This is a genomic window from Alteromonas sp. ABH2_165 (assembly GCF_056159945.1).
In genome coordinates this window covers 325703-346380 of sequence record NZ_JBSWWF010000002.1, presented here as the reverse complement: position 1 = coordinate 346380, position 20678 = coordinate 325703, and the positions used below count along the sequence as shown (strand labels likewise).

Below are 20678 nucleotides of genomic sequence, written 5' to 3'. Positions count from 1 at the left end.
TTTAACCTACTGTTTAACGAGGTAATACCATGCCTAACCCCGTAGTACTGAACAACGTTACGCACAAAGATCTAAAAATAAATCCGGTTCATAACAGCCAGAACACCGAGTCGCTGATGATTGCGTTAGCGCTGCCGTTTGAATTTAGAAGCTTGCAGCATGAATACCCGATTGTGTTTTATAAAGACGATAAGCAACAATTCCATGCTGTTGTTTTACTAGGATTAGAGCAAAACGAAAACTTGTATGTAAACCAGTTTGGTTGGGACGCCAGCTATATTCCGCTTATGGTACAGCGTCAGCCGTTTTTAATTGGTCAACGCCCAGCCAACGACGATGGAGAGCGCCAAACGGTTTTATTGGTCGACACCGATAGTCCCAAACTTAGTCACACCGAAGGAGAACCGCTGTTCTTAGCCCACGGTGGACACAGTGCACACTTACAAAAAGTGACAGATATTCTGTCGGCGATCCAAGAAAGAGAACAAGAAACCCGCGCTTTCATGAATACGCTCACCGAATACGAATTACTGGAAAGTTTCTATCTCGACGTGGACATGGGTAACGACAGTAAACACCGCCTCAATGGTTATTACACGATAAACGAAGATAAGTTACGCACGCTAACCGACGCACAAGTGCTGCATTTACACAAAACCGGCATGCTGGCGTTAATTCATTTCGTGTTAGCCAGTCAGGCTAATTTTGCCGAACTTATCGACAAAAAACGGGCCCGACAAAGTGAGTAATCGCCACAATTTACCGCACTGTCAGGAAGTGTCATTGGCCCCGGGCGCGCCACTTCCAGACTGGCTACTTGCCAGCCAGCAGCCGGTGAAACTGAGTAACTATGTCAGCCATTGGCCTGCAGTCACCCTCGCACAACAAAGTGCACAGGCACTCTGCGATCACTTGCTTGAATACTACACCGGCGAGCCATTGGGGTTCTTCTTTGCCGAACCCGAAGTGAAAGGTCGTTTCTTTTACAATCACGATATGAGCGGCTTTAATTTCGAAAAGGTGGCCGCCGGTCTTGATCTCATCCTCACAAAACTCATTGAATCCGCGGACCTCACATCGCCGCCCGCCATGTTCATCGGCGGCACCCATTTGCAACATTATTTGCCGAATTTCAGTACGCTAAATCTACCTGTTCCCATCCCGGCTTCTCAAGTACGCAATGGTTTGTGGGTAGGCAATCAGTCTCGGGTAGCGATTCATCAGGATTTGCCCCTCAACATTGCTTGCTGTGTGGCAGGAGTACGACAGTTCACCCTTTTTCCGCCGTCACAAACTAACAACCTTTATGTTGGTCCGCTGGAGTTTACTCCCTCTGGCCAGCCAGTAAGCCTGGTTGACTTGCACCACATCGACCAACAGCGCTTCCCTGCTTTCAGTGAAGCACTCGCACAAGCACAAATTGCCACGCTGACACCGGGTGACGCGTTATTTATTCCCAGTATGTGGTGGCATGAGGTAGAAGCCACGGCACCGTTCAATATGTTAGTAAATTATTGGTGGCGCACCACACCGGCTTTTGCAGATGCGCCTATTCATGCACTGCAACATGCCTTGCTTAGCATCGCCAGCCTACCAGAGCATGAAAAGCGGATATGGCAGGACATGTTCGCTCACTACATTTTCAGCAACGACAACGAGCGTTTTTCGCATATCCCTACCGCAGCCAAAGGCATGCTGGGAGAACTCGATGACAACCAGGCACGGCAACTTCGCAGCCTACTCATGCAATCCCTTAACCGCTAACCTCTTTCGCCCAAACCACAAAAGGTTCTGCCTACTTTTCGTTCAAAAATCGCGTTCTGACCTTAATCAGAACGTTCTGATTGGCCTTTTCGCGCCGATGCGGAATCTTCCTGCGACAGATTTTGGTTAACTGATTGTTGCAAACTTGTTGAATCAAGCGCATCGACAAACCCAATAGAGCTATTCGGAGAGAACCGGTGAAAACAACCCATAAACAGAATAAGTTTACGCTTACCAAACTCGCACAATTGATTGCTATAAGTGGCCTGGCACTCAATTTAGTTGGCTGCGGCGGCCTGGACGAAGCCAGTGATGCTGACAGCAATAATGGCGTTACGGTATACGACTTTGCCCCACCTAAACCCACAACCGGCGCTGAGCAATACAGTCTGTTAAAGCAAGATCGCGAACGCTGGATGAATGCCCAAGGCGAAATAGTTTCTCTTCGTGGGGTGAATCTCGGCAACTGGCTGATGCTGGAAATGTGGATGCTCGACAGTGGCGATAACCCTGTGGGTGAAGGCATTGAAGACCAATGTACCTTTGAGGCAAAACTGGAAGAACGCTTCGGTACCGATGAAAAAGCCCGATTGATGGACGTGTACCGCGACAATTTCATTACTACGCGAGACTGGGACATCATGCAGGAAGCTGGATTCAATCTCATCCGATTGCCTTTCCCTTACCAGCTTATTGAAGACGCCAACAACCCAATGACGCTTCGCGATGACGCATGGCAATACCTGGATTACGCCATCGAAGAAGCGAAATCCCGCAATATGTGGGTAGTACTGGATTTACACGGTGCGGCGGGCGCCCAGGGCTGGGAACATCACAGCGGTTGCGCAGGTAAAAATGAATATTGGGATGGCCCCAATGCAGCAGACAATCAGGCCCGCACCCGCTGGCTATGGCAGCAGATTGCTGAGCGCTACAAAGATGAGCCCGCCATTGCCGGTTACGGCGTACTGAACGAACCCTGGGGCACGGATGCCGAAACGCTGGCGGCAAACGTAACCGAGCTCTATACCGCCATTCGCGAAGTCGATACCAGTCACGTGGTTATTTTACCTGGGCACAACAGCGGCATTGATGCTTACGGCGATCCTGAAGACGCCGGGATGAACAATGTTGCGTTTGAAATGCACTTTTATCCGGGCATTTTCGGCTGGGGTGAAATTGGCTACGACGTGCATCGCGACTGGCTGACTTGCGGACAAAATGGCACTACGGGTGTGTGCGAATGGGACGCCCGCATTCGCGAATTGGATACCCCGTTCCTGATAGGTGAAATGCAACCTTGGGCGGGTTTAGGCGAACTTGGAGGCCCCATCACCCGTGCCACCTTCGACCGATACAATGAGCTGAGTTGGGCTGGAACCGCTTGGTCTTACAAGGTACTAAGCACTAACGGCGGTCAGGGGAATGGCACCTGGGGCTATGTCACTAACAAAGGAGAGCGTCTGCTGGCAAAAGCCACCACGTGGAGTTGTGATGGTTGGGATTCAACCCTCGCCGAAGCCTGTGAAACCCCAGCGAAAATAGTGACCCCGACAGACACCGATCAAACGTTTTATCTTATTGTGAAATCGGGTGCTTTGGGTGGACAGCATGATGTGCAGTTCGACAACCTGCAACTCACCGCACAATCAAGCGGTGAAAACATCCTCACAAACAGCGCATTCGATACCGATGCAGGCTGGACCGAGTGGAGCGGTACGAATACCAGTCCTCAGGATGATAACTTGTCGGTAGAGCTCGGTTTCGCCAATGGTGATGAAAACGTACTGCGCCTTTCTGCAACAGATGGCTTTTCAAACGGCGGTGTTTATCAAGCCGTTGAACTCAAAGGTGGCGAGTCGTATTTACTCAGCGGCACCTTTGCCGATGTGAATTCCTCTGATATGTGGGCAGAAATCTATCTACTTCCTGAACCACCAGTAAATGGCGAGGACATCAGCGCCGCAGCGATGGCAAAAATCGATTTAAATAACGATTCCAAAGAAACCATCGAGGCCTATTTTGCAGGCATGTCGACGGTGGAATATGAAATTAATCAAGGCGTGTATGAGGCATTGGTGTCTGATGAGCCGGCTGATATTTTTAACTTTCCCGATGCCCCCGAGGCCCTCACGTTGGAAAAAACTGACGCTGGAATGAGTCTGGTTTGGATGGGGGTGAGCGATGCAACCTACAACGTGTACCGCACTACCTCGTCAGGCAGCAACTATCAATTGCTTGCAGAAGGCCTGGAATCGGAAATGTACCTCGACGAAACCACCACGGAAGGCGTGACTTACTACTACATGGTAACCGCCGACAATGGTGAAGAAAGCTACGCCTCCAACGAAGTTGCCACTGAAATCTTTTATGCCGCCATTCCAGGACGCATTGAAGCTGAGCACTTCAGCGGTCAGTCGGGCTTCGAGGTAGAAGATACGCAGGATGAAGGTGGTGGCCAGAACCTGGGCTATACCGATGCGGGCGACACCTTAACCTACAACGTGTCGGTTGCTGAAGCTGGCGAGTACACACTATCGCTAAGAGTAGCCAGTTCAGGCGGTTCTGAAGGCATTGCATTCACAATGAATGGAAACAGCATTGGCAGCATTGCGGTGGCCGATACCGGCGACTGGCAGAACTGGTCCACCATTTCACTCACCGTTACGCTGGAAGCCGGCGATCAGGAACTACAACTTACCGCTCTAGGCGGCGCGTGGAACCTGAACTGGATGGAGTTTACGACAAACTAGCCCTTTAGTTTGGCCCTGTTGCCGGTAAGTCTCGCGCGCTTACCGGCTTTTTTATTTAACCGAGATTTTTTTCACTATGTATCGATTGCTTCTTTTAATTGCCGTGGCCGGTTTGTCTGTCAGCTGCGGAAATACATCAACCCACTCAGCGCCTCAAGCCGTGGTTTCCACCGAGTGGCATCCCAATGACAAGCAGTGGTATAGCGAACCTTGGCCGGAAGAAGCGGTACCGCACCGACTCGATGATTTGCCCGTTCAGTCAGTCAGTAATGCCGATGCGAAGAACTTGATAGTGCTTGACCCAGAACAGAAATATCAGCGCATTTTGGGCATAGGCGCCTCGTTGGAGCACTCCACGGTTTATGCCATCCGCAAAAATAAAAGCCCAGCACAGCAAAAGGCCCTGCTTTCTGCACTTATCGACCCGGTGAATGGCATTGGCCTGAATCTCTTTAGAATAAGCATTGGTACCTCAGATTTCTCCGATGGCACCCATGCGCAGACGCCGCCAGACAACCAAAAGGGGTGGTACAGCTTTCAAGATACCGCTGACAGTGCGTTCTCTATTCAGCGCAATATTGAGCTGGGAATTGTAAACACGCTTCAAATGGCTTTGGAAGTTGGTAAGGAAACCCATAATCCGGTGAAACTGGTAGCAAGCCCATGGAGCCCACCACGTTGGATGCGAGAGCACAACAACATGGTTCAAGGCGGCACATTGAAGCCCGCGTATTACGAAGCTTACGCCCAATATCTGCGTGAGTTTGTTGAAGCTTATGCGGCAGAGGGTATTCCCATTTACGCACTCACGCTACAGAACGAGCGCCAGTTTCAACCACCCGCTTATCCGGGCATGGTGTTGTCATGGCAACAAGAACGGGATTTACTGATTGCGGTGTATCACAATTTCCATAACGTTAATCAGCATCATGGCAGAGAGCTGAATGTGAAATTGTGGACTCTCGACCATAACTTTGACTATTGGCAGCAAGCCGTTGCACAGCTAGACGACTTTCTTGAAAAGGGGCTGTATCACTATATCGACGGCACCGCATTTCATCACTACGCCGGTGACTCTTCGGCCATGGCCAGTGTGCATCAGGCCCATCCGCAAAAAGACGTGATATTCACCGAAGGCAGCGTGTGGGGCGTGGGCAATGCGAACCTGAACAGAGGTTTCCAATCAGTTATTCGTCATTTTCGTCACTGGTCTACTGCCTATATTTCTTGGGTTACCATGCTGCCGCAACAGGTGGATGAAGCCAATCAGGGGCCGTATAACAAATTGGGTGTTGTGGGCCCTACCATGCTCATCCAGGAGAAAGGCAACAGCGCAGGTTGGTACAAAACCCCGGAATACTGGCTTACCGGACAATTTTCAAAATTCATTCGGCGGGGTGCTGTTCGTATCGCCTCCTCACCAGAAACCATTAATCATATGGAAAATGTCGCCTTTCAGAATCCTGACGGCTCAGTGGTGAGTGTGATCACAAATCCCAATGACAGCACGCAAACCGTCTCTTTCTCTCTGCATGACAAACTGTGGCAGATTGACGTTCCGGGCAACAGTATCGCGACGGTTATCTGGTGATTAACCATGACTGAATCCGCACTCGCATTAAATTCCCGGGCACGCTGGCATGTGTTGAAAATAGGCCATGAGAAAACCCGTGTTTTGCTGGTCGATGATGTGTTTGTCGATATCTCTGCTGTTCAGAGCATGGCTTATGAGCTCGCATTCGACAAAGAAGCCAGCACCTATTATCCGGGCGTTCGCGCCCGTTGCCCAGATGCTTTACGAGAAGCCTTAACGACCATGAGCAGTGGTATTATCCGCCAGGCCTACGGACTATCTGGCAATGATGGTTTAGCCGATCAGGGTTCCTGGGTAAGCATCGCCAGCACCCCACCCGACAAGCTGCATCCTCTGCAATGTGTCCCACACTTCGATTCTCAGCGACACACCGACTTCGCCATCATGCTATATGCCAGCGCACAGAGCTTTCAAGGCACCGGGTTTTATCGCCACAATCCAACCGGTTTCGAAAACATTACGCCAGAACGCTGGCCTGCTTTTGAACAATCCCGGCAGGAATACTCTTCCAATGGAAACCCACGCGCACAAGCCTATTTTTATGGAAGTAACGAAGAATATACCCTGATGGGCAAGATAGACTACAAGCCAAACCGACTGGTGATTTATCCGGGCACACTTCTGCATTCTGGATTAATCGACAGTTCACAAACGCTGTCTGACTCTCCTTTTGATGGCAGGCTAACGGTGAATGTATTTGCCGGGGTTTCTTGAGGACTTGGCTTCATGAGAGATAGCTAGCCGGTGGACGAGCAAGGCGAAATGACCGGCCTAGCTCATCCAGCCTTTGCGAATTCGAGACATCCGATAGCGCCACACACAACCAGCAAACACCACAAATGCGGCATCGATGACCAGTGAGTTTAATACCAGTACATCTGGGTAGTGCACTGCGAAGTGAGTGACCGGCAGTAAGACCAGCAGTGCTGTCAGTATTTGCAGCAAATTCAAATGCGTTTTAACCAGCGCTTTTTGCAGCAGCGAACCCGCCAGTACGGCGGTTAAAACAACCCAGAATACGGGTTTTGTGGGCAAGCCAACACCCAGCGAAGCGATACCGGCTACGGCCATCGCAATGGGCGTTCCCCACACAATGCCCATCCACAGCTGATTTAACATGTCTTGTTTTTGTCGTTTCGCCAGCCACAGATTGATGCCCGTTACAGAAATAATCGTGAGTGCAAAGCCCATGAGTCCGAAGAAAATTTTCATCGCCTCGGGGCCAAAGTGACCAAAGTGAATACGGTAAACAGAGAAAATGGCCTGTTGACCTGCTTTGCCATCAGAATAGCCAACTTTGTTGATGTAATTCCCTTGCGCATCGAAACGATATTGCTCGGCGTAAATCAACTTATCCATATGCTGAGAGCTAAGCAGAATGTATTGGTTGTCGCGGGTCGCATTTTCCAGGGTAACAAAAATCGGTTGGGTATTCGGCGCTATGCTCTCTAGCTCAGATAGCGCCCGGGTGATATTAGCTACTCCCGCCTGCGGCTCTACCTCAATGGGCGAGCCGTAAATATCGGCAAACAAGGCCATCTTGTTGCCATCGTATAAAGTGTCGGCATAGAACGACGTCATAAACGACGCCAGCCCGAAGTACACACCCGTTAGTGCAATCATCAAATGAAAAGGCAAACCCCAAACACTCATTCGGTTATGCAAATCCCCTTGAGTTAACTGCTCGTTGTTCCCGGTTCGCAAACGGAAGGCATCTTTAAAGATGCGTCGGTGAGCGACGATGCCGGACAGTATCAACGCGCTTAACATGGCACCCAGCATACTCACGATTATCATGCCCGTATCTTCGGGCAGGTGCAGCGCCACATGTAAATCAACAATGAGATCGGTAATCGGGGTACTGGACGGCTCACTGAGCGTGCCATCTGGGGCTATGTTCCACACTTCATCGTCGGCACTGATACGCGCGCGAGGGAGATCTTGGGTGGGTAAACGCACAACGATATTGCCTTGTGTTGTGCCACCTTGTATAGACAAGAACTGCTCATAGGCTTTCTGGATAGTCTCAGGTGAGTAATCCAGGTTGTCGGCTATATGGGGCTGTTCCCAGCGCAACAGCTCCTGGGAAAACACAGAGAGCGCGCCAGACAAGCAAACCCAGTACATAAGCACACTCACCGCCAAGCCAATCCAGGCATGGCTCTTCAGTGCATTTTTATTGGCGTTGGGAGAAATTGGAATTTTCATACTACACATAATAAATCAGCAAATAACTCAACACGCCAATCACACTCAGTGATACAGCCGGTCGCCACCATGCATCGTCGGCGCACAGCCAGTAAACAAACGCCCCCCACAGCAATGGCATGGTGTAAATGCCAAGGGCAATTTGGTCTACTCTATCCATGGGCAAAGCTGTAGTCCACACCACGGTAAGCAACATGGCACTGATTGCACACAAGAAGATACACCCAGCCGCTTTCGCTAGCCGCAAGGTCATATCACTGTATTTCGGCAACTGCAGACCAGATTCAAAGGGTAAGATTACGCGTTTGATGTCTTTGTCGATACGTTGTCTGGCGAGGAAAATCCAGATCCAGGCTTGCAGGGAAAACGCCACTACGGCGTAGCAAGTACCCAGCTCTGGGCCATGTTGGTTGCACCATAGCCATAGGCTCGCGACTATCAATGCTATGGCAAAGAGCTTCATGAATCGCCCAGTTGCGGGCTGATGAGAGCGCCAGGCTGAATAAAACAGTCCGACAGCAAAAGCGCTGCCTGAAAAGGCAGCGAGAGATAACATCATGGAGAGCCTGTTAGAAGCTTACTGAAGCAGATAACTTAACTGTACGCGGCTCACTGAGTACCAGATAATTGGAGCCTGGGTAGCCACCAACCGATGCCCAGTAGTTATTATCAAAAACGTTATCGATGCGTGCACGCAGGGTAATATCGGTTAAGCCAACCAGAAAGCTGTATCGGGCGCCGATGTCGAAGCGGTTTGAAGCATCCACTTCCAGGCTGTTGTCTGCACTGGCGTACTGCTCAGACGTATACGCAGCGCGGGCATCCAGTGTTAAGCCTGGTAATGCCACCACATCCCACTCAACATTCACGTTTACTTGCAAGTCAGGCACACCAATAGCGGTTTTTCCGTCCAGCAGGCCGTCCTGGGTTTTGGTCATTTCAGCATCTAACCAGGTAAATCCGCCAACCACTCGCAGGTTGTCTGACGGCATACCAAAGACACTTAATTCAACACCCTGGTTTTCCTGCTCACCATCGGTAGAAAACACGTTATTTCTTACCACGGATGTTTGCTTCGAGGTACTGAACACGCTGAATGCACCACCAAAGTCAGTGGCATCGTACTTCACACCCACTTCGATTTGTTCTGCACGATACGGGTCGAATACCTCACCGGCGTTATCGATAGGCTCACCACCGCTACTGGCAGGTGCTACTTCGCCTGGTAATAAACCTTCGATGTAGTTGGCATAGTAAGACAATTGCTCAGAAGGCTTGTACACCACGCCAGCCACTGGCGTGAATTGAGATTCGTCATAAGCAGACAGCGATGAACCATCGTTATAGTTGAACGTTTGAGTTTCAATATTCTGGAAACGGCCACCCAGGGTAACCAGTAATTTACCGTCCATCAGTGACAGCATATCGGCAATAGCCACGCTCGACAAATCGGTTTCTTCGGTAACCAGTGGATTATCCAGCTCCCCGCCTATGAAAAAGTCAGCAGCCGGCATTTCTGCAGGTTGTGGATTATAAATATTGCCCGGGAACCCAGCGAAACTAGAGAACGCGTAGGCATTTTCAGATGACAATGAGAAAACAGAAGCCGATGTGATTAGTGTGTGTGCAACCTCACCGGTTTCAAACTCGATGTTCAGGCCCACTTCACCAGAACGAATGCTGTCATTGCGTACGTTATCGAAGCGATATGCACTGCTTTCGCCGCTCACCTGCGCCGTTGGATTAGCAAAAATGTTATCTTCTTCGCCTTCTCTGAAGCCGTAGGCAACCCAACCTGTCATGCTATTGGTAAAGTCGTATTCACCACGTACGGCACCAAACAACTGGCGTTCATTGGTGTAGGTCCATGGTTGTGCGAAATTGGTGTCGCTTTCTGGTGCTTCAGGAATACCGCCAGATGGCGTTACGGCCGGACGCGGCGCATCCACCTGATGATCCTGATAGCCTAAATCCAGCGATACCCGTGCCTTCTCACTTTCGTGGTCGATACCCACAGATGCCACGCTTAAATCGCGATCCTGATTATCTACGCTGGTTTCGCCACCGCGTTGAACCAGGTTTACTCGTACGCCAGTACTGTTATCTTCTTCACCGAAGCGACGGCTTACATCTACCGCACCAACAAAATGGTTTTGAGATTCATAGCCCAGAGTAAAGCGGTTCAGCGGTTCTTCACCGGCTCTTTTCGGCACGATGTTCACCGAGCCACCCAGGCCGCTACCACCCGGTGCTGCGCCGTTCAAAAAGGCACTGGCACCACGGAATACTTCAACCCGCTCTAGTAATTCAGCCGCCACGTACTGACGGGGCAAAATGCCGAATAGTCCGTTGTACGTCATATCGTCGGAATACACCGGCAGGCCGCGCATGACATACAATTCCTGGAAGTTCCCGAAGCCCTTTGCTACCCGCACAACCGGATCGTTCTGCAGTACATCAGCCACACTGCGCGACTGCTGCTCACGAATAATATCGGCGGTAAAGTTAATGCTGTTAAAAGGCGAGTCCATCATATCCAGGTTACCCAGGATACCGGCGCGGCCCCCGCGAGAAACCTGACCACCAGCAAAACTGTCGTTAAGTTTTACCTGTGAACTGCTTACTGTGATGTGTTCGACTTCGTCGTCCTTTTCAACGTCTTCTTGTGTTATCTGCGCCTGAGCAACGTGGCTTGCCATGGCTAAACTCATCATTAGCGCGAGCGTACTTTTACGAGACTTCATTGATACTCCGAGTCGAACCTTTAAAAAAGAATGCAAATGATAGTTATTTTCAGAAATATAAACAATGAATCATTCAAAAGTGAAAGATGAATGGCGGTTATTGCGGGTTTAGTAAAGGGAATAGCCAAACCTTGCGAAAAGTGCAGGCGTACTATGGTTTTGTCTTTGCCAGAAGCATTCCTTCGGCAATCTTCTCGCCGGTCGACTGGTCAAATTGCTCATCCGCATCAGCAAAAGCTAGACTAATTGCATCATCGAGAGTCGCATCAATTTCTTGCATATACGCCATTGCCGTGACAGGGTCCAGGACTGTTTTCTTAGCATGTGACACCCAGTGACGCTTTTGAATATCCGACCAAATATAGTGACTATTTTTAGATAGAACGCGCATTGCCATCCTAAGCTGTCGGCGTCGAAATTGATCTTTCATTGGATGCACCGACATAATGTCGTACAACGGTGTCATCCAGTATCCCGAGTGATCAATGTACACACTAAAGTTCTTGGCATGACCATCAATAGCCATCATCAGCCAATACACATACTGCGCCAGGAAGAAATCATAGGGATCTACATCGCTGTTATTACTAAAACGAAGTAGATTCGATATTTCTTTTGCACCAGGGCCACCTTGGCTTTCGTATTTGGCTTGCCCTCCCTTTCCGATCGCCTGACACATGTCTTCCTGGGAAAGACGATACAATCTGCCATCTTCTCCAAAAGCCCTGTCAAAGCGCTCAACGACGAGTACTTTTTGATCATCAAAGGTTTGGATGTCAGCTTGCGCAACATGAAAGCCCAGATGATGAAGAACCCGTAAACAGAACCATTCATTATCCACACTGTGATTGAAGTTAAGTCCGTTACCGAGATCCGATAAAGGTAATTTGAATATATGTGTAGTCGGTGTTGTACCTATTGGCTTATGCCACTTCCCATCGATATACGTCAGAGCCGTTTTTTCTTGGGCCCCAGCTAGCGATATCCTGAACACATCATCGTTATCCATACCCAGCGTTTTACGCCGCGCCGTTTTTCTCAGGTGTTCGGCGACCTCCTGTTCCGACATCGGTTGCATTTCCATGCGCGTCATACCGTCAACGGGCTCCGCGGTCAGCGACAAGGATCCTATACAGTCCCGCCCAATCTCATTGAGCAAATCCATGGCATCAACAGAATACGCTCCTACTCTATCGACAATCAGCTTTCGTATGTCGGTGTCATCTGGCAGTAGATTTTCAAAATAAAAGCGCACCGCCTCACCGGTATGCCGCTGCATAGTCAGTGGCATCGATAGACTAATAGGATGACTGTCTTTACTATTTAACCACTCAAGATCATAGTTAAACGCATGAGTACCACCTCTGCGCTCAAAGGTACCCACGTGGCGTCCGTTAATGCCGACATGCAAAAGGTTAGTCTTGCGTTTCTTGCTCACTAGTTTTTGTCGCCCGGCTCGGAGCTAACAATTGCAGGTTTCTTGAAGTTTTTTCTGCCAGCTAAAACTGTACCCTTTCTATCATTAGCCTGTCTTTTGCCTAATGGCCCTGCTGTATTTGCGTCGTTATTTAGTTCCATTTTAATACCCAGTGTAGTCAGCGTTGACATAACCGTACCGAACGCCACGCTCGAAGGATCTTTCTCCAGTTTTGACACAAAGCGCTGGTCTTTACCTATCCTTTGGGCTAACTGGACCTGCGACCACTGCTTTGCCTTGCGTGTTGACGCAATGAAATGTCCAAAATCCATTGGTGTAATCACTTTCATGGCTAGACCTCAGTATTCGCTATAGTGAATAATACAAAATATACTCTATAAGGAATATTTCGCAATATTCTTTTTTTGGAATAATTAGAGATATTCCATATATTACATAGTTTGATTTTAATTAGACGATATTTGCTGGAAACGTGCTGTCGGCAAAATGTGAATTATTGCTCAAGTGAGGAAGACCACTTGTTATCCGCTGTGCAGCTATGCTCTCAAATCAGAGGTCTATTCGAATTTCACAAAGCTGATTCACACTTTCGATAGTGGGAAGTTAGTCGTATTTGAGTTTAAAAAGAGATGTGCATATTAAACAATGTTTCGGACATCGTTTAATATGCACTCATTCAGAGTACTCCGTATCCCTACTCCACCGTCACCGACTTGGCCAGGTTACGAGGTTGATCCACATCGGTACCTTTAATCAGCGCTACGTAATAAGACAGCAACTGCAGTGGCAAGGTGTAAACGATGGGCGCAATAGGCGCTTCGCAGTGCGGCACGTTGATTACCCGCATGGTTTCGTCGCTGGCAAAGTGTGCATCCTTATCAGCGAACACATACATGATACCGCCACGGGCGCGCACTTCTTCCACGTTAGACTTCAGCTTTTCCAGCAGTTCGTTGTTCGGAGCTACTACGATGACTGGCATTTCCTCGTCAATCAGGGCCAGTGGGCCGTGTTTGAGTTCACCCGAAGCGTAGGCTTCAGCGTGAATGTAGGAAATCTCTTTCAGCTTCAGCGCGCCTTCCATGGCAATGGGATACTGGTCGCCACGACCTAAGAACAGTGAGTGGTTCTTGTCGGCAAACTCCTCTGCGAGATCTTCAATGCCTTTGGTAATGGTCAGGGTTTCTTCCAGTTTTGCGGGCAAGCTGTGCAGCGCACTCACAATGCTTTGCTGATCCTGCTCGCTGATACCGCTGTGCTTACCTATCGCCAACGTCAGCATCAGGAAGGCAGTTAACTGGGTGGTGAATGCTTTGGTCGACGCCACACCGATTTCCGCACCGGCGCGGGTCATAAACGACAAATCAGACTCGCGCACCAGTGATGAGCCTGGCACGTTACAGATAGTCAGGCTAGACATATAACCCAGCTCTTTGGCCAAACGCAATGCTGCCAAGGTATCGGCAGTTTCTCCAGACTGAGAAATAGTCACAAGCAAGCTGTTCTCGTGTACCACCGATTTACGGTAACGGAACTCCGAGGCAATTTCGATGCTACAAGACACATTGGCGTACTGTTCCAGCCAATAGCGCGCGGTCATACCTGCGTGATAACTGGTACCGCAGGCAATAATTTGCACGTGTTTTACTTTAGAGAATATTTCTTCTGCACCCGGGCCAAAGATATCAGGCAGCAAATCGCTTTCATCCAAACGATGCTGTAACGCGTTGCGAACTACCGTAGGTTGCTCGTGAATTTCTTTTAGCATGTAGTGGCGATAGCCGCCTTTGTCACCAGCGTCATGCTCGATGTTTGATTCGATAACTTCACGCTCAACAGGCTCGCCGTTTACGTCGTAAACACGCACTTCACGACGGGTAATCTCTGCCACATCACCTTCTTCCAGGAAGATGAAACGACGGGTAACCGGTAAAAGTGCCATCTGATCAGACGCAATAAAGTTCTCACCTAAACCTAAACCAATGACCAACGGGCTGCCTGAGCGAGCAACCACGACGCGACCTGGGTCTTCACTGTCCATGATCACCGTACCGTAAGCACCGTGGAACTGCTTCACGCTGTTCTGCACAGCTTGTAGCAGCGTGCCGCCTTTCTGCATTTCTGCATGCACGGTGTGGGCAATGGTTTCAGTGTCGGTGTCGCTGGTGAACGTATAACCTTGCGCGGTGAGCGCTTCACGCAAAGCCAAGTAATTTTCAATAATGCCGTTGTGAACCACCGAGATGCGGTCGCTTGAACAGTGCGGGTGGGCGTTCTTTTCAGTTACGCCACCGTGGGTTGCCCAGCGGGTATGCGCAATACCGGTAGAACCCAGCGCTTCGCCAGATGCTACAGCATCCGCCAGTTCCTGTACCTTGCCGGTACGACGAATACGGGTAAGTTCACCGCTTGGTTGTAACAGCGCGACACCGGCGGAATCGTAACCACGGTATTCAAGGCGCTTCAGACCTTCTAGCAAAATTTCAACTACATTACGCTCTGCAACAGCGCCTACAATTCCACACATCGGTTATTCTCCATTTGCCGGCGCGACCAATACGGTGACGCCCTGCTGTTCAATCTTTTGTTTAATCTGTTCGTCGATGCCGCTGTCGGTTACCAGCACATCAATGTCATCCCACGCCAGTTCAAGGTTTGGCATGCGATAAGTAAATTTTTCGGATTCCGCCAGAATCACCACTTTGCTGGCAACGCCAGCCATAGCTTTGGAAAGCCCAGTAAGTTCATTCAGCGTAGTCGTACCGCGAGCAACGTCCAGTCCAGACGCGCCAATAAAGGCGATATCGAAGCTATAAGCGGAAATCATGTTCTCTGCCATGCGGCCCTGAAAGGCTTGCGAGTGCGCATCCCAGGTTCCGCCGGTCATGAGTACGGTAGGTTCGTTGTCGGCGATCGTTAATTCATTAGCATTTCTTAAAGAATTGGTCATTACCACCAATTTACTTTGGGTAAGAAACGGAATGAGGGCTGCGGTGGTATTACCGCTATCGAGGATCAGTTTTCTGCTGTCATCAACAAGCTGGGCGGCAAGTTGAGCAATGGCAGATTTCACAGGCGGTGAAACCTGCTGCGCATGTTGCGATGCTGACCCGGAGCCAGATGGCTGAGCCGAACCGGACTGCTGAGCCGGACCGAACTGCTGAAGCATGGGCATAGGCGCAGCGCCTCCGTACTGGCGGAGCACTCTTTTTTCTTCGGCCAGCACCGTTAAGTCTTTACGAATAGTGACTTCCGAGGTGCCAAACCGAGCGGCCATTTCATCTACCTGAACTTGGCCAGCTTGATTCACCCATTCAACAATGTCTTCACGACGCTGCTGTGTATTTCTTTTTTGCATTTCGAAACTTTTATCTTACGAAGTGAAAGCACTTAACCAGATAAAGTTTCGACATGCAAGATAAATTAGTTATTTACTTTCATATCCAGGTATACAGGCATCACTTTGCCCGTTTCCGCACTTTCGAAAGCCAGCTCGATAAGGCGAATAACCGGTACCACCGATTCAGCATCGGCAGGTAATGCCTCGCCTTCGGTAATGGCGCCGGCGAGTTGCTGGTAAAAGCCGATATAGTCGCCGTTTTGCGTGGGGTGCTTTATCACCTGCTCGCCATCAGCAACTTCACCATAAGCTGATTCAGATTCAGTGGCGAAGGCCGGGTGGTCGAGAGTGAGCCCTTGCTTCAGTTGATCTTCCTGCGGATCTAAGCCGAATTTTCGATAGCTGCCTGCTGTACCCTGAAGGTCGAAGCGCAATGTGGTATTGGCTTGATGGGGCGAGCTTCCCAGCAACACGGTTTTGTCACCGTAGAACAGGGTAATATCGAAACTGTCGTCGCTTTCACCACCCTCACGGGTGATTTGAACATCAGCATGAATTTGTTTTGGTACACCGAACAGCTGCACGGCCTGATCCATCAAGTGCGGACCCAAGTCCCAAAAGATACCCGCGCCGGGTCCCGCATTTTCTCGCCAGCGGTTTCGCGGATGCGGCCGGAATCGGTCAAACCGGGATTGCAGCCGTTTCACATTACCCATCGTGCCTGTCTCAATTAACGACTTCACGGTTAGGAAGTCGCCATCGAAGCGACGGTTGTGGTAAACACAAAGCTTCTTGTTTTCTCGGGTAGCCAATGAAACCAGTTCGTCGGCTTCATCACCAGAAAGCGTAAACGGCTTCTCTACCAGCACATTGACACCGTTCATCAATGCCTGTCTTGCCTGCAGGGCGTGCAGGGTATTCGGCGTGGTGATCACCACTAAATCGAAACTGTCTGCTGCCAGTGCTTTGGCCAGCGAGGCATAAACAGGTACATCGTCAACCACGGCTTTTACATCGTCGGGCCGGGACGACACTACGCCAGAAAGTGAAAACCCGGAAAGCTGCTGTAGAAAAGGAAGATGAAAGGTGGTGGCTGAAAAACCAAAGCCCACTAAAAGCGTGCGGATCATAACGGTCTCGTTTGAAAAACTATTTGCGCACATTATCGCATATTGCCCAAAGCCTCAAAGCCTGACGGACCAGTGGCCTCAAATAAGTAAAAAGGGTGACATTGCCATTCAGAATGGTAATAGTGTGAATATAAAGAGAACAAATGATTGATGACCCACGGAGAAGTAGATGTCAGATAACAGAGAAGTCACCTTACGCTTTCTCGCCGAGCCCGGCGATCAGAACTTTGGTGGTAAGGTTCACGGTGGGGCTGTAATGCGCTGGATTGACCTTGCGGCCTACGCGTGTTCGGCGGGCTGGAGCGGTAAGTACTGTATCACCGCTTATGTGGGCGGTATTCGTTTCATGAAACCTATTTTGGTGGGCAGCCTGGTTGAAGTAAAAGCATCGGTCATTTACACCGGCCGCACATCGATGCACTTGTCTATTGATGTGAACGCCCGCGATCCGAAACGGGAAGACGGCCATAAAACGACCCACTGTATTGTGATCATGGTGGCAGTAGATGAAGACGGGAAACCGGCAGAAGTACCGGAATGGAAACCCACCACCGAGCGGGACATTTACCTGCGCGACTATGCGCTGCGCTTAGCGAAGATGCGTACCGAAATTAACGACGAGATGTCGCAGACATTGGCGAAACTCGACGGCGAAGCATAAAAAAAGCGGTGATGCCTTTTCAGACATCACCGCTCAATAAGTAAACACTTACTTCTTAGTTGGGCGCGGCCAGTTGGCGATAACACGCTGTTTTGAGCGGGCAATGGCCAGTGCATTGTCTTCTACCTTAGCAGTGATAATCGACCCCGCTCCCACGGTTGCACCGTTCCCAATGGTAACCGGTGCCACCAACGCAGAGTTGGAACCGATAAAAGCGTTCTCGCCAATTACCGTTTTCGATTTGTTCACACCGTCGTAGTTACAGGTAATGGTGCCGGCACCGATGTTTGCGCCAGCGCCAATTTCGGCATCTCCCAGATACGTAAGATGGTTTGCTTTCGCGCCTTCACCCAGCACGGCTTTTTTCATTTCCACAAAGTTACCGACTTTGGCTTTCGCTTTCATCACCGCCCCCGGACGTAAACGACCAAACGGCCCCACGGTACATGCTTCGCCTACTTCGGCTTCTTCAATAATCGAATTTGCTTCAATAACGGCGTTATCGGCAATGGTGCAGTTTTTAAGAATGCAGTTCGGACCAATTTTCACGTTGCTGCCTAACGTCACTTTACCTTCGAAGATCACGTTTACATCAACCACGATGTCATTGCCGGTAGTGACTTCACCGCGAATGTCTACGCGGGCAGGATCAGCCAGCGTCACACCATTCATCATGAGTTCGTGAGCCTGGCGAGCTTGGAGGGCACGTTCCAGCGCCGCAAGCTGCGCACGGTTGTTAACGCCTTCCACTTCTTCAACCGCATCGGGCTGCGCAGATTGAATTGATTTTCCTTCGGCAGCCGCCATAGCGATAACGTCGGTTAAATAAAACTCGCCCTGGGCGTTATCGTTGCTCAGGTTACCCAACCAGCGTTTCAGATCGGCACCGGCCATCATCATCATGCCCGTGTTAATTTCCTTGATTTCGCGTTGCAGGTCGGTGGCATCTTTATGCTCGACAATGGCGGTGATGTTGTTGTTCTCACGCACAATGCGGCCCATGCCGGTAGGATCATCCAGTTGCACGGTAAGTAACGCTAAATCACACTCTGCTTTTACTGCAGCCAGCCGCTCCAGTGTGGCCTTCTGAATTAATGGGGCATCGCCCACCAGCACCAGTACATCTTCGTCGTCTTTGATGTGTGGAACAGCTTGCTGCACAGCATGACCTGTACCCAGCTGCTCAGCCTGCAAACACCAGTTTAGGTTGTTACCACTTACCGCCGCCTGCAATTGGTCGCCACCATGACCATAAACAAGATGAACCGCGCTGGCGCTAAGTGCTTCCACTGTATTGATGATCCGCTGAACCATGGGAATACCGCCGATGGGGTGCAATACCTTGGGCAAAGAAGATTTCATTCGCGTGCCTTTACCAGCGGCGAGAACAACTACAGAAAAAGCCATTTATAATCCTTAATTGAAGTGCTGCATACCTACTTAATGGCGCTAGTGTAACCAAGGGATGAGAACAAGTCAGCGACATCGTTATGAAAAATTGAGAGAGAATATTAAATCTAATTGCGTTGGGTAGCAGTTTTGTTGGTGAAAAGGTATACTCTTTTGTCTATTAATTAGGTCAAAATCATTTACAGAAACAGGCAGGGAGAGCAGGTAATCTGTGAGCACATTTAGGACACTTCACCGCAGTATTTTACTGTTGTTTGCAGTAGTGGTGATCGCTATCGTTACGCTGGTCCACTTCAGTGTAAATAAAATTGTTGCCGAGCAAAGCCGGGCGCAACAACAGTCACTTTCTCCAGCCATTTCCCTGATCGTCAATCAGTTATTAAAGCCATTGCATGTGTCTGAAGCTCTGGGTCGCTCAACAGAATTAGTGGCGCTAATGGACAGCGAAGAACTCGATGTGCCTGAAATTCAGTCGGCCCTGGCCCGCCTAGAAGATGAATTTGGCATGAAGTTCTTCATTGCCAGTGAAAAAGCCCGCATGCAGTACAATTCAGATGGTACCACCATTCCACTGATCAAAGGCAAAGTAAGCTGGTACTTCAAGTATAAAAAATTACCAGCCGACAGAGTCGCGGATATCGGTAAGTGGGAGGACACCCATTTCTATATCGATATTAAGATTTACAACAAAGACAATGAGTTCCTTGGCTTTTTTGGTATCGCCAAAAGCCTAAAGAGCTTTATCAGTATCTTCGATACCTACAAACAACAGTATGGTTATGATTTCCTTTTCGTCGATGAGCAAGGCGACATCATGCTGTCTTCAGAATCGTCGCTCATGGCCGAATACTCTGATTTTACCAATCTTTCAGAGTTGCCGTGGTTTGCCAGTTTACCGGTAGATGTAAAAGATCAGCGCGCGCTGAATAACCGCCTTGTCACCATTAATCAGCAGGAATACTTAATCGCCGAAGTTAAACTTAACCAGTTCAACTGGACGGTGTACCTGCTAAGCCCGCTGGATAAACGTCAGGCGGATATCTCACAGGCCTTTGTGGTTAGTGTAGTGACCTTACTGGTTGTGGTGTTCTCGCTGTTCCTCATGATTTACCACCTGCTTTACTATTTCCGCAAAGATATGCAGCCTGAAATGGTGGTACGCAAAAGCCAGCGTTTGCCAGATAGACCAGGCATTGAAATGCAGTACAAAGAATTGCTGGAAGCGTACTCCTCTATCAGCGTTGTGATCGCAGGCATCGATAATTTCGCGGTAATCAATGATACCTACGGCCGTAATACTGGCGACGAGGTGCTTGATAAAGTGGCGGGGAATCTCCTTGCCAGCATCCGCACCAAGGACATTATTGGTCGCTGGAGTAGCGAAGAATTCATTATTCTATTGCCAGAAAGCGGCCCCCACGAAGCAATGGATATCGCCGAGAGTTTGCGCGTGGGGTTGGCCACAATGGATACCAGTGATCTGCAATCACAAATTCAAATCACAGGCTCTTTCGGGGTATCGTTCTCTGCATCAAGTAAGTCGTTGAACGAGCTTACCGCGAATGCCGAAGATGCCCTGTATCAAGCAAGACGAGACGGCAGTAACCGGGTGTGTAAACAGCTTATTGGTGTTTGA

General features: G+C 49.6%; 16 protein-coding genes. 7 read left to right on the top strand and 9 right to left on the bottom strand.

The features are described from left to right. Positions 1-29: 29 nt before the first annotated feature. From ACXAFQ_RS06110 to ACXAFQ_RS06090, 5 genes are all read left to right on the top strand, one after another. Positions 30-749: a SapC family protein gene (locus ACXAFQ_RS06110; RefSeq protein ID WP_474818798.1), complete on the top strand. Its 720-nt coding sequence runs from the start codon at positions 30-32 to the stop codon at positions 747-749. After that, complete coding sequence (locus ACXAFQ_RS06105) at positions 742-1764, top strand: cupin-like domain-containing protein (RefSeq protein ID WP_474818797.1); 1023 nt, start codon at positions 742-744, stop codon at positions 1762-1764. Before ACXAFQ_RS06110 ends, ACXAFQ_RS06105 begins: the two co-directional genes overlap by 8 nt. Before the next feature lie 197 nt (positions 1765-1961). Next, entirely contained in the window at positions 1962-4517 is a 2556-nt protein-coding gene (locus tag ACXAFQ_RS06100; RefSeq protein WP_474818796.1) for a carbohydrate-binding protein, read from the top strand. Between the two features lie 76 nt (positions 4518-4593). Further along, a complete protein-coding gene (locus ACXAFQ_RS06095) occupies positions 4594-6108 on the top strand; it encodes a glycoside hydrolase family 30 protein (RefSeq protein WP_474818795.1) in 1515 nt (504 codons plus the stop codon). 6 nt (positions 6109-6114) lie between these two features. Beyond that, positions 6115-6825, top strand: a complete 711-nt coding sequence (locus ACXAFQ_RS06090) for a DUF6445 family protein (protein ID WP_474818794.1) — start codon at positions 6115-6117, stop codon at positions 6823-6825. Positions 6826-6882: 57 nt separating this feature from the next. Here the strand turns inward: ACXAFQ_RS06090 and ACXAFQ_RS06085 are convergent, their stop codons facing one another. The 8 genes from ACXAFQ_RS06085 to ACXAFQ_RS06050 all read right to left on the bottom strand — a co-directional run bounded on the left by ACXAFQ_RS06085 (position 6883) and on the right by ACXAFQ_RS06050 (position 16971). Continuing rightward, positions 6883-8319: a PepSY-associated TM helix domain-containing protein gene (locus ACXAFQ_RS06085; RefSeq protein WP_474818793.1), complete on the bottom strand. Its 1437-nt coding sequence runs from the start codon at positions 8317-8319 to the stop codon at positions 6883-6885. A 1-nt stretch (position 8320) separates the two neighbouring features. Continuing rightward, positions 8321-8878 carry a hypothetical protein gene (locus tag ACXAFQ_RS06080; RefSeq protein WP_474818792.1) on the bottom strand — a complete coding sequence of 186 codons (558 nt, stop codon included), beginning with the start codon at positions 8876-8878 and terminating at the stop codon, positions 8321-8323. A gap of 10 nt (positions 8879-8888) precedes the next feature. Next, positions 8889-11063 carry a TonB-dependent receptor gene (locus tag ACXAFQ_RS06075; protein ID WP_474818791.1) on the bottom strand — a complete coding sequence of 725 codons (2175 nt, stop codon included), beginning with the start codon at positions 11061-11063 and terminating at the stop codon, positions 8889-8891. 151 nt (positions 11064-11214) lie between these two features. After that, on the bottom strand, positions 11215-12501 hold the full coding sequence (locus ACXAFQ_RS06070) for a type II toxin-antitoxin system HipA family toxin (RefSeq protein ID WP_474818790.1): 1287 nt from the start codon (positions 12499-12501) through the stop codon (positions 11215-11217). Next, entirely contained in the window at positions 12501-12830 is a 330-nt protein-coding gene (locus tag ACXAFQ_RS06065) for a helix-turn-helix domain-containing protein (RefSeq protein ID WP_474818789.1), read from the bottom strand. The genes ACXAFQ_RS06070 and ACXAFQ_RS06065 overlap by 1 nt, the downstream gene beginning before the upstream one ends. A 365-nt stretch (positions 12831-13195) precedes the next feature. Further along, entirely contained in the window at positions 13196-15028 is a 1833-nt protein-coding gene (gene glmS, locus ACXAFQ_RS06060; protein WP_474818788.1) for a glutamine--fructose-6-phosphate transaminase (isomerizing), read from the bottom strand. Between the two features lie 3 nt (positions 15029-15031). Continuing rightward, positions 15032-15859 carry a DeoR/GlpR family DNA-binding transcription regulator gene (locus ACXAFQ_RS06055; protein WP_474818787.1) on the bottom strand — a complete coding sequence of 276 codons (828 nt, stop codon included), beginning with the start codon at positions 15857-15859 and terminating at the stop codon, positions 15032-15034. A gap of 65 nt (positions 15860-15924) precedes the next feature. Further along, entirely contained in the window at positions 15925-16971 is a 1047-nt protein-coding gene (locus tag ACXAFQ_RS06050) for a Gfo/Idh/MocA family oxidoreductase (protein ID WP_474818786.1), read from the bottom strand. Between the two features lie 169 nt (positions 16972-17140). Here ACXAFQ_RS06050 and ACXAFQ_RS06045 point away from each other — a divergent pair, with 169 nt between their 5' ends. Next, on the top strand, positions 17141-17632 hold the full coding sequence (locus ACXAFQ_RS06045; RefSeq protein WP_070123454.1) for an acyl-CoA thioesterase: 492 nt from the start codon (positions 17141-17143) through the stop codon (positions 17630-17632). 48 nt (positions 17633-17680) lie between these two features. Here the strand turns inward: ACXAFQ_RS06045 and glmU are convergent, their stop codons facing one another. Further along, positions 17681-19039 (bottom strand): bifunctional UDP-N-acetylglucosamine diphosphorylase/glucosamine-1-phosphate N-acetyltransferase GlmU, encoded by a 1359-nt coding sequence (gene glmU, locus ACXAFQ_RS06040; protein ID WP_474818785.1) that lies wholly within the window; start codon positions 19037-19039, stop codon positions 17681-17683. A 214-nt stretch (positions 19040-19253) separates the two neighbouring features. On the opposite strand from glmU, the gene ACXAFQ_RS06035 reads away from it, so the two are divergent. Beyond that, positions 19254-20678: a sensor domain-containing diguanylate cyclase gene (locus ACXAFQ_RS06035; protein ID WP_474818784.1), complete on the top strand. Its 1425-nt coding sequence runs from the start codon at positions 19254-19256 to the stop codon at positions 20676-20678.

Bases quoted from the DNA above. Each gene is read 5' to 3' on its own strand.
- ACXAFQ_RS06110 (WP_474818798.1), top strand. From the start codon at position 30: ATGCCTAACCCCGTAGTACTGAACAACGTTACGCACAAAGATCTAAAA.
- ACXAFQ_RS06095 (WP_474818795.1), top strand. From the start codon at position 4,594: ATGTATCGATTGCTTCTTTTAATTGCCGTGGCCGGTTTGTCTGTCAGC.
- ACXAFQ_RS06090 (WP_474818794.1), top strand. From the start codon at position 6,115: ATGACTGAATCCGCACTCGCATTAAATTCCCGGGCACGCTGGCATGTG.
- ACXAFQ_RS06085 (WP_474818793.1), bottom strand. From the start codon at position 8,319: ATGAAAATTCCAATTTCTCCCAACGCCAATAAAAATGCACTGAAGAGC.
- ACXAFQ_RS06080 (WP_474818792.1), bottom strand. From the start codon at position 8,878: ATGATGTTATCTCTCGCTGCCTTTTCAGGCAGCGCTTTTGCTGTCGGA.
- ACXAFQ_RS06075 (WP_474818791.1), bottom strand. From the start codon at position 11,063: ATGAAGTCTCGTAAAAGTACGCTCGCGCTAATGATGAGTTTAGCCATG.
- ACXAFQ_RS06065 (WP_474818789.1), bottom strand. From the start codon at position 12,830: ATGAAAGTGATTACACCAATGGATTTTGGACATTTCATTGCGTCAACA.
- glmS (WP_474818788.1), bottom strand. From the start codon at position 15,028: ATGTGTGGAATTGTAGGCGCTGTTGCAGAGCGTAATGTAGTTGAAATT.
- ACXAFQ_RS06055 (WP_474818787.1), bottom strand. From the start codon at position 15,859: ATGCAAAAAAGAAATACACAGCAGCGTCGTGAAGACATTGTTGAATGG.
- ACXAFQ_RS06050 (WP_474818786.1), bottom strand. From the start codon at position 16,971: ATGATCCGCACGCTTTTAGTGGGCTTTGGTTTTTCAGCCACCACCTTT.
- ACXAFQ_RS06045 (WP_070123454.1), top strand. From the start codon at position 17,141: ATGTCAGATAACAGAGAAGTCACCTTACGCTTTCTCGCCGAGCCCGGC.
- glmU (WP_474818785.1), bottom strand. From the start codon at position 19,039: ATGGCTTTTTCTGTAGTTGTTCTCGCCGCTGGTAAAGGCACGCGAATG.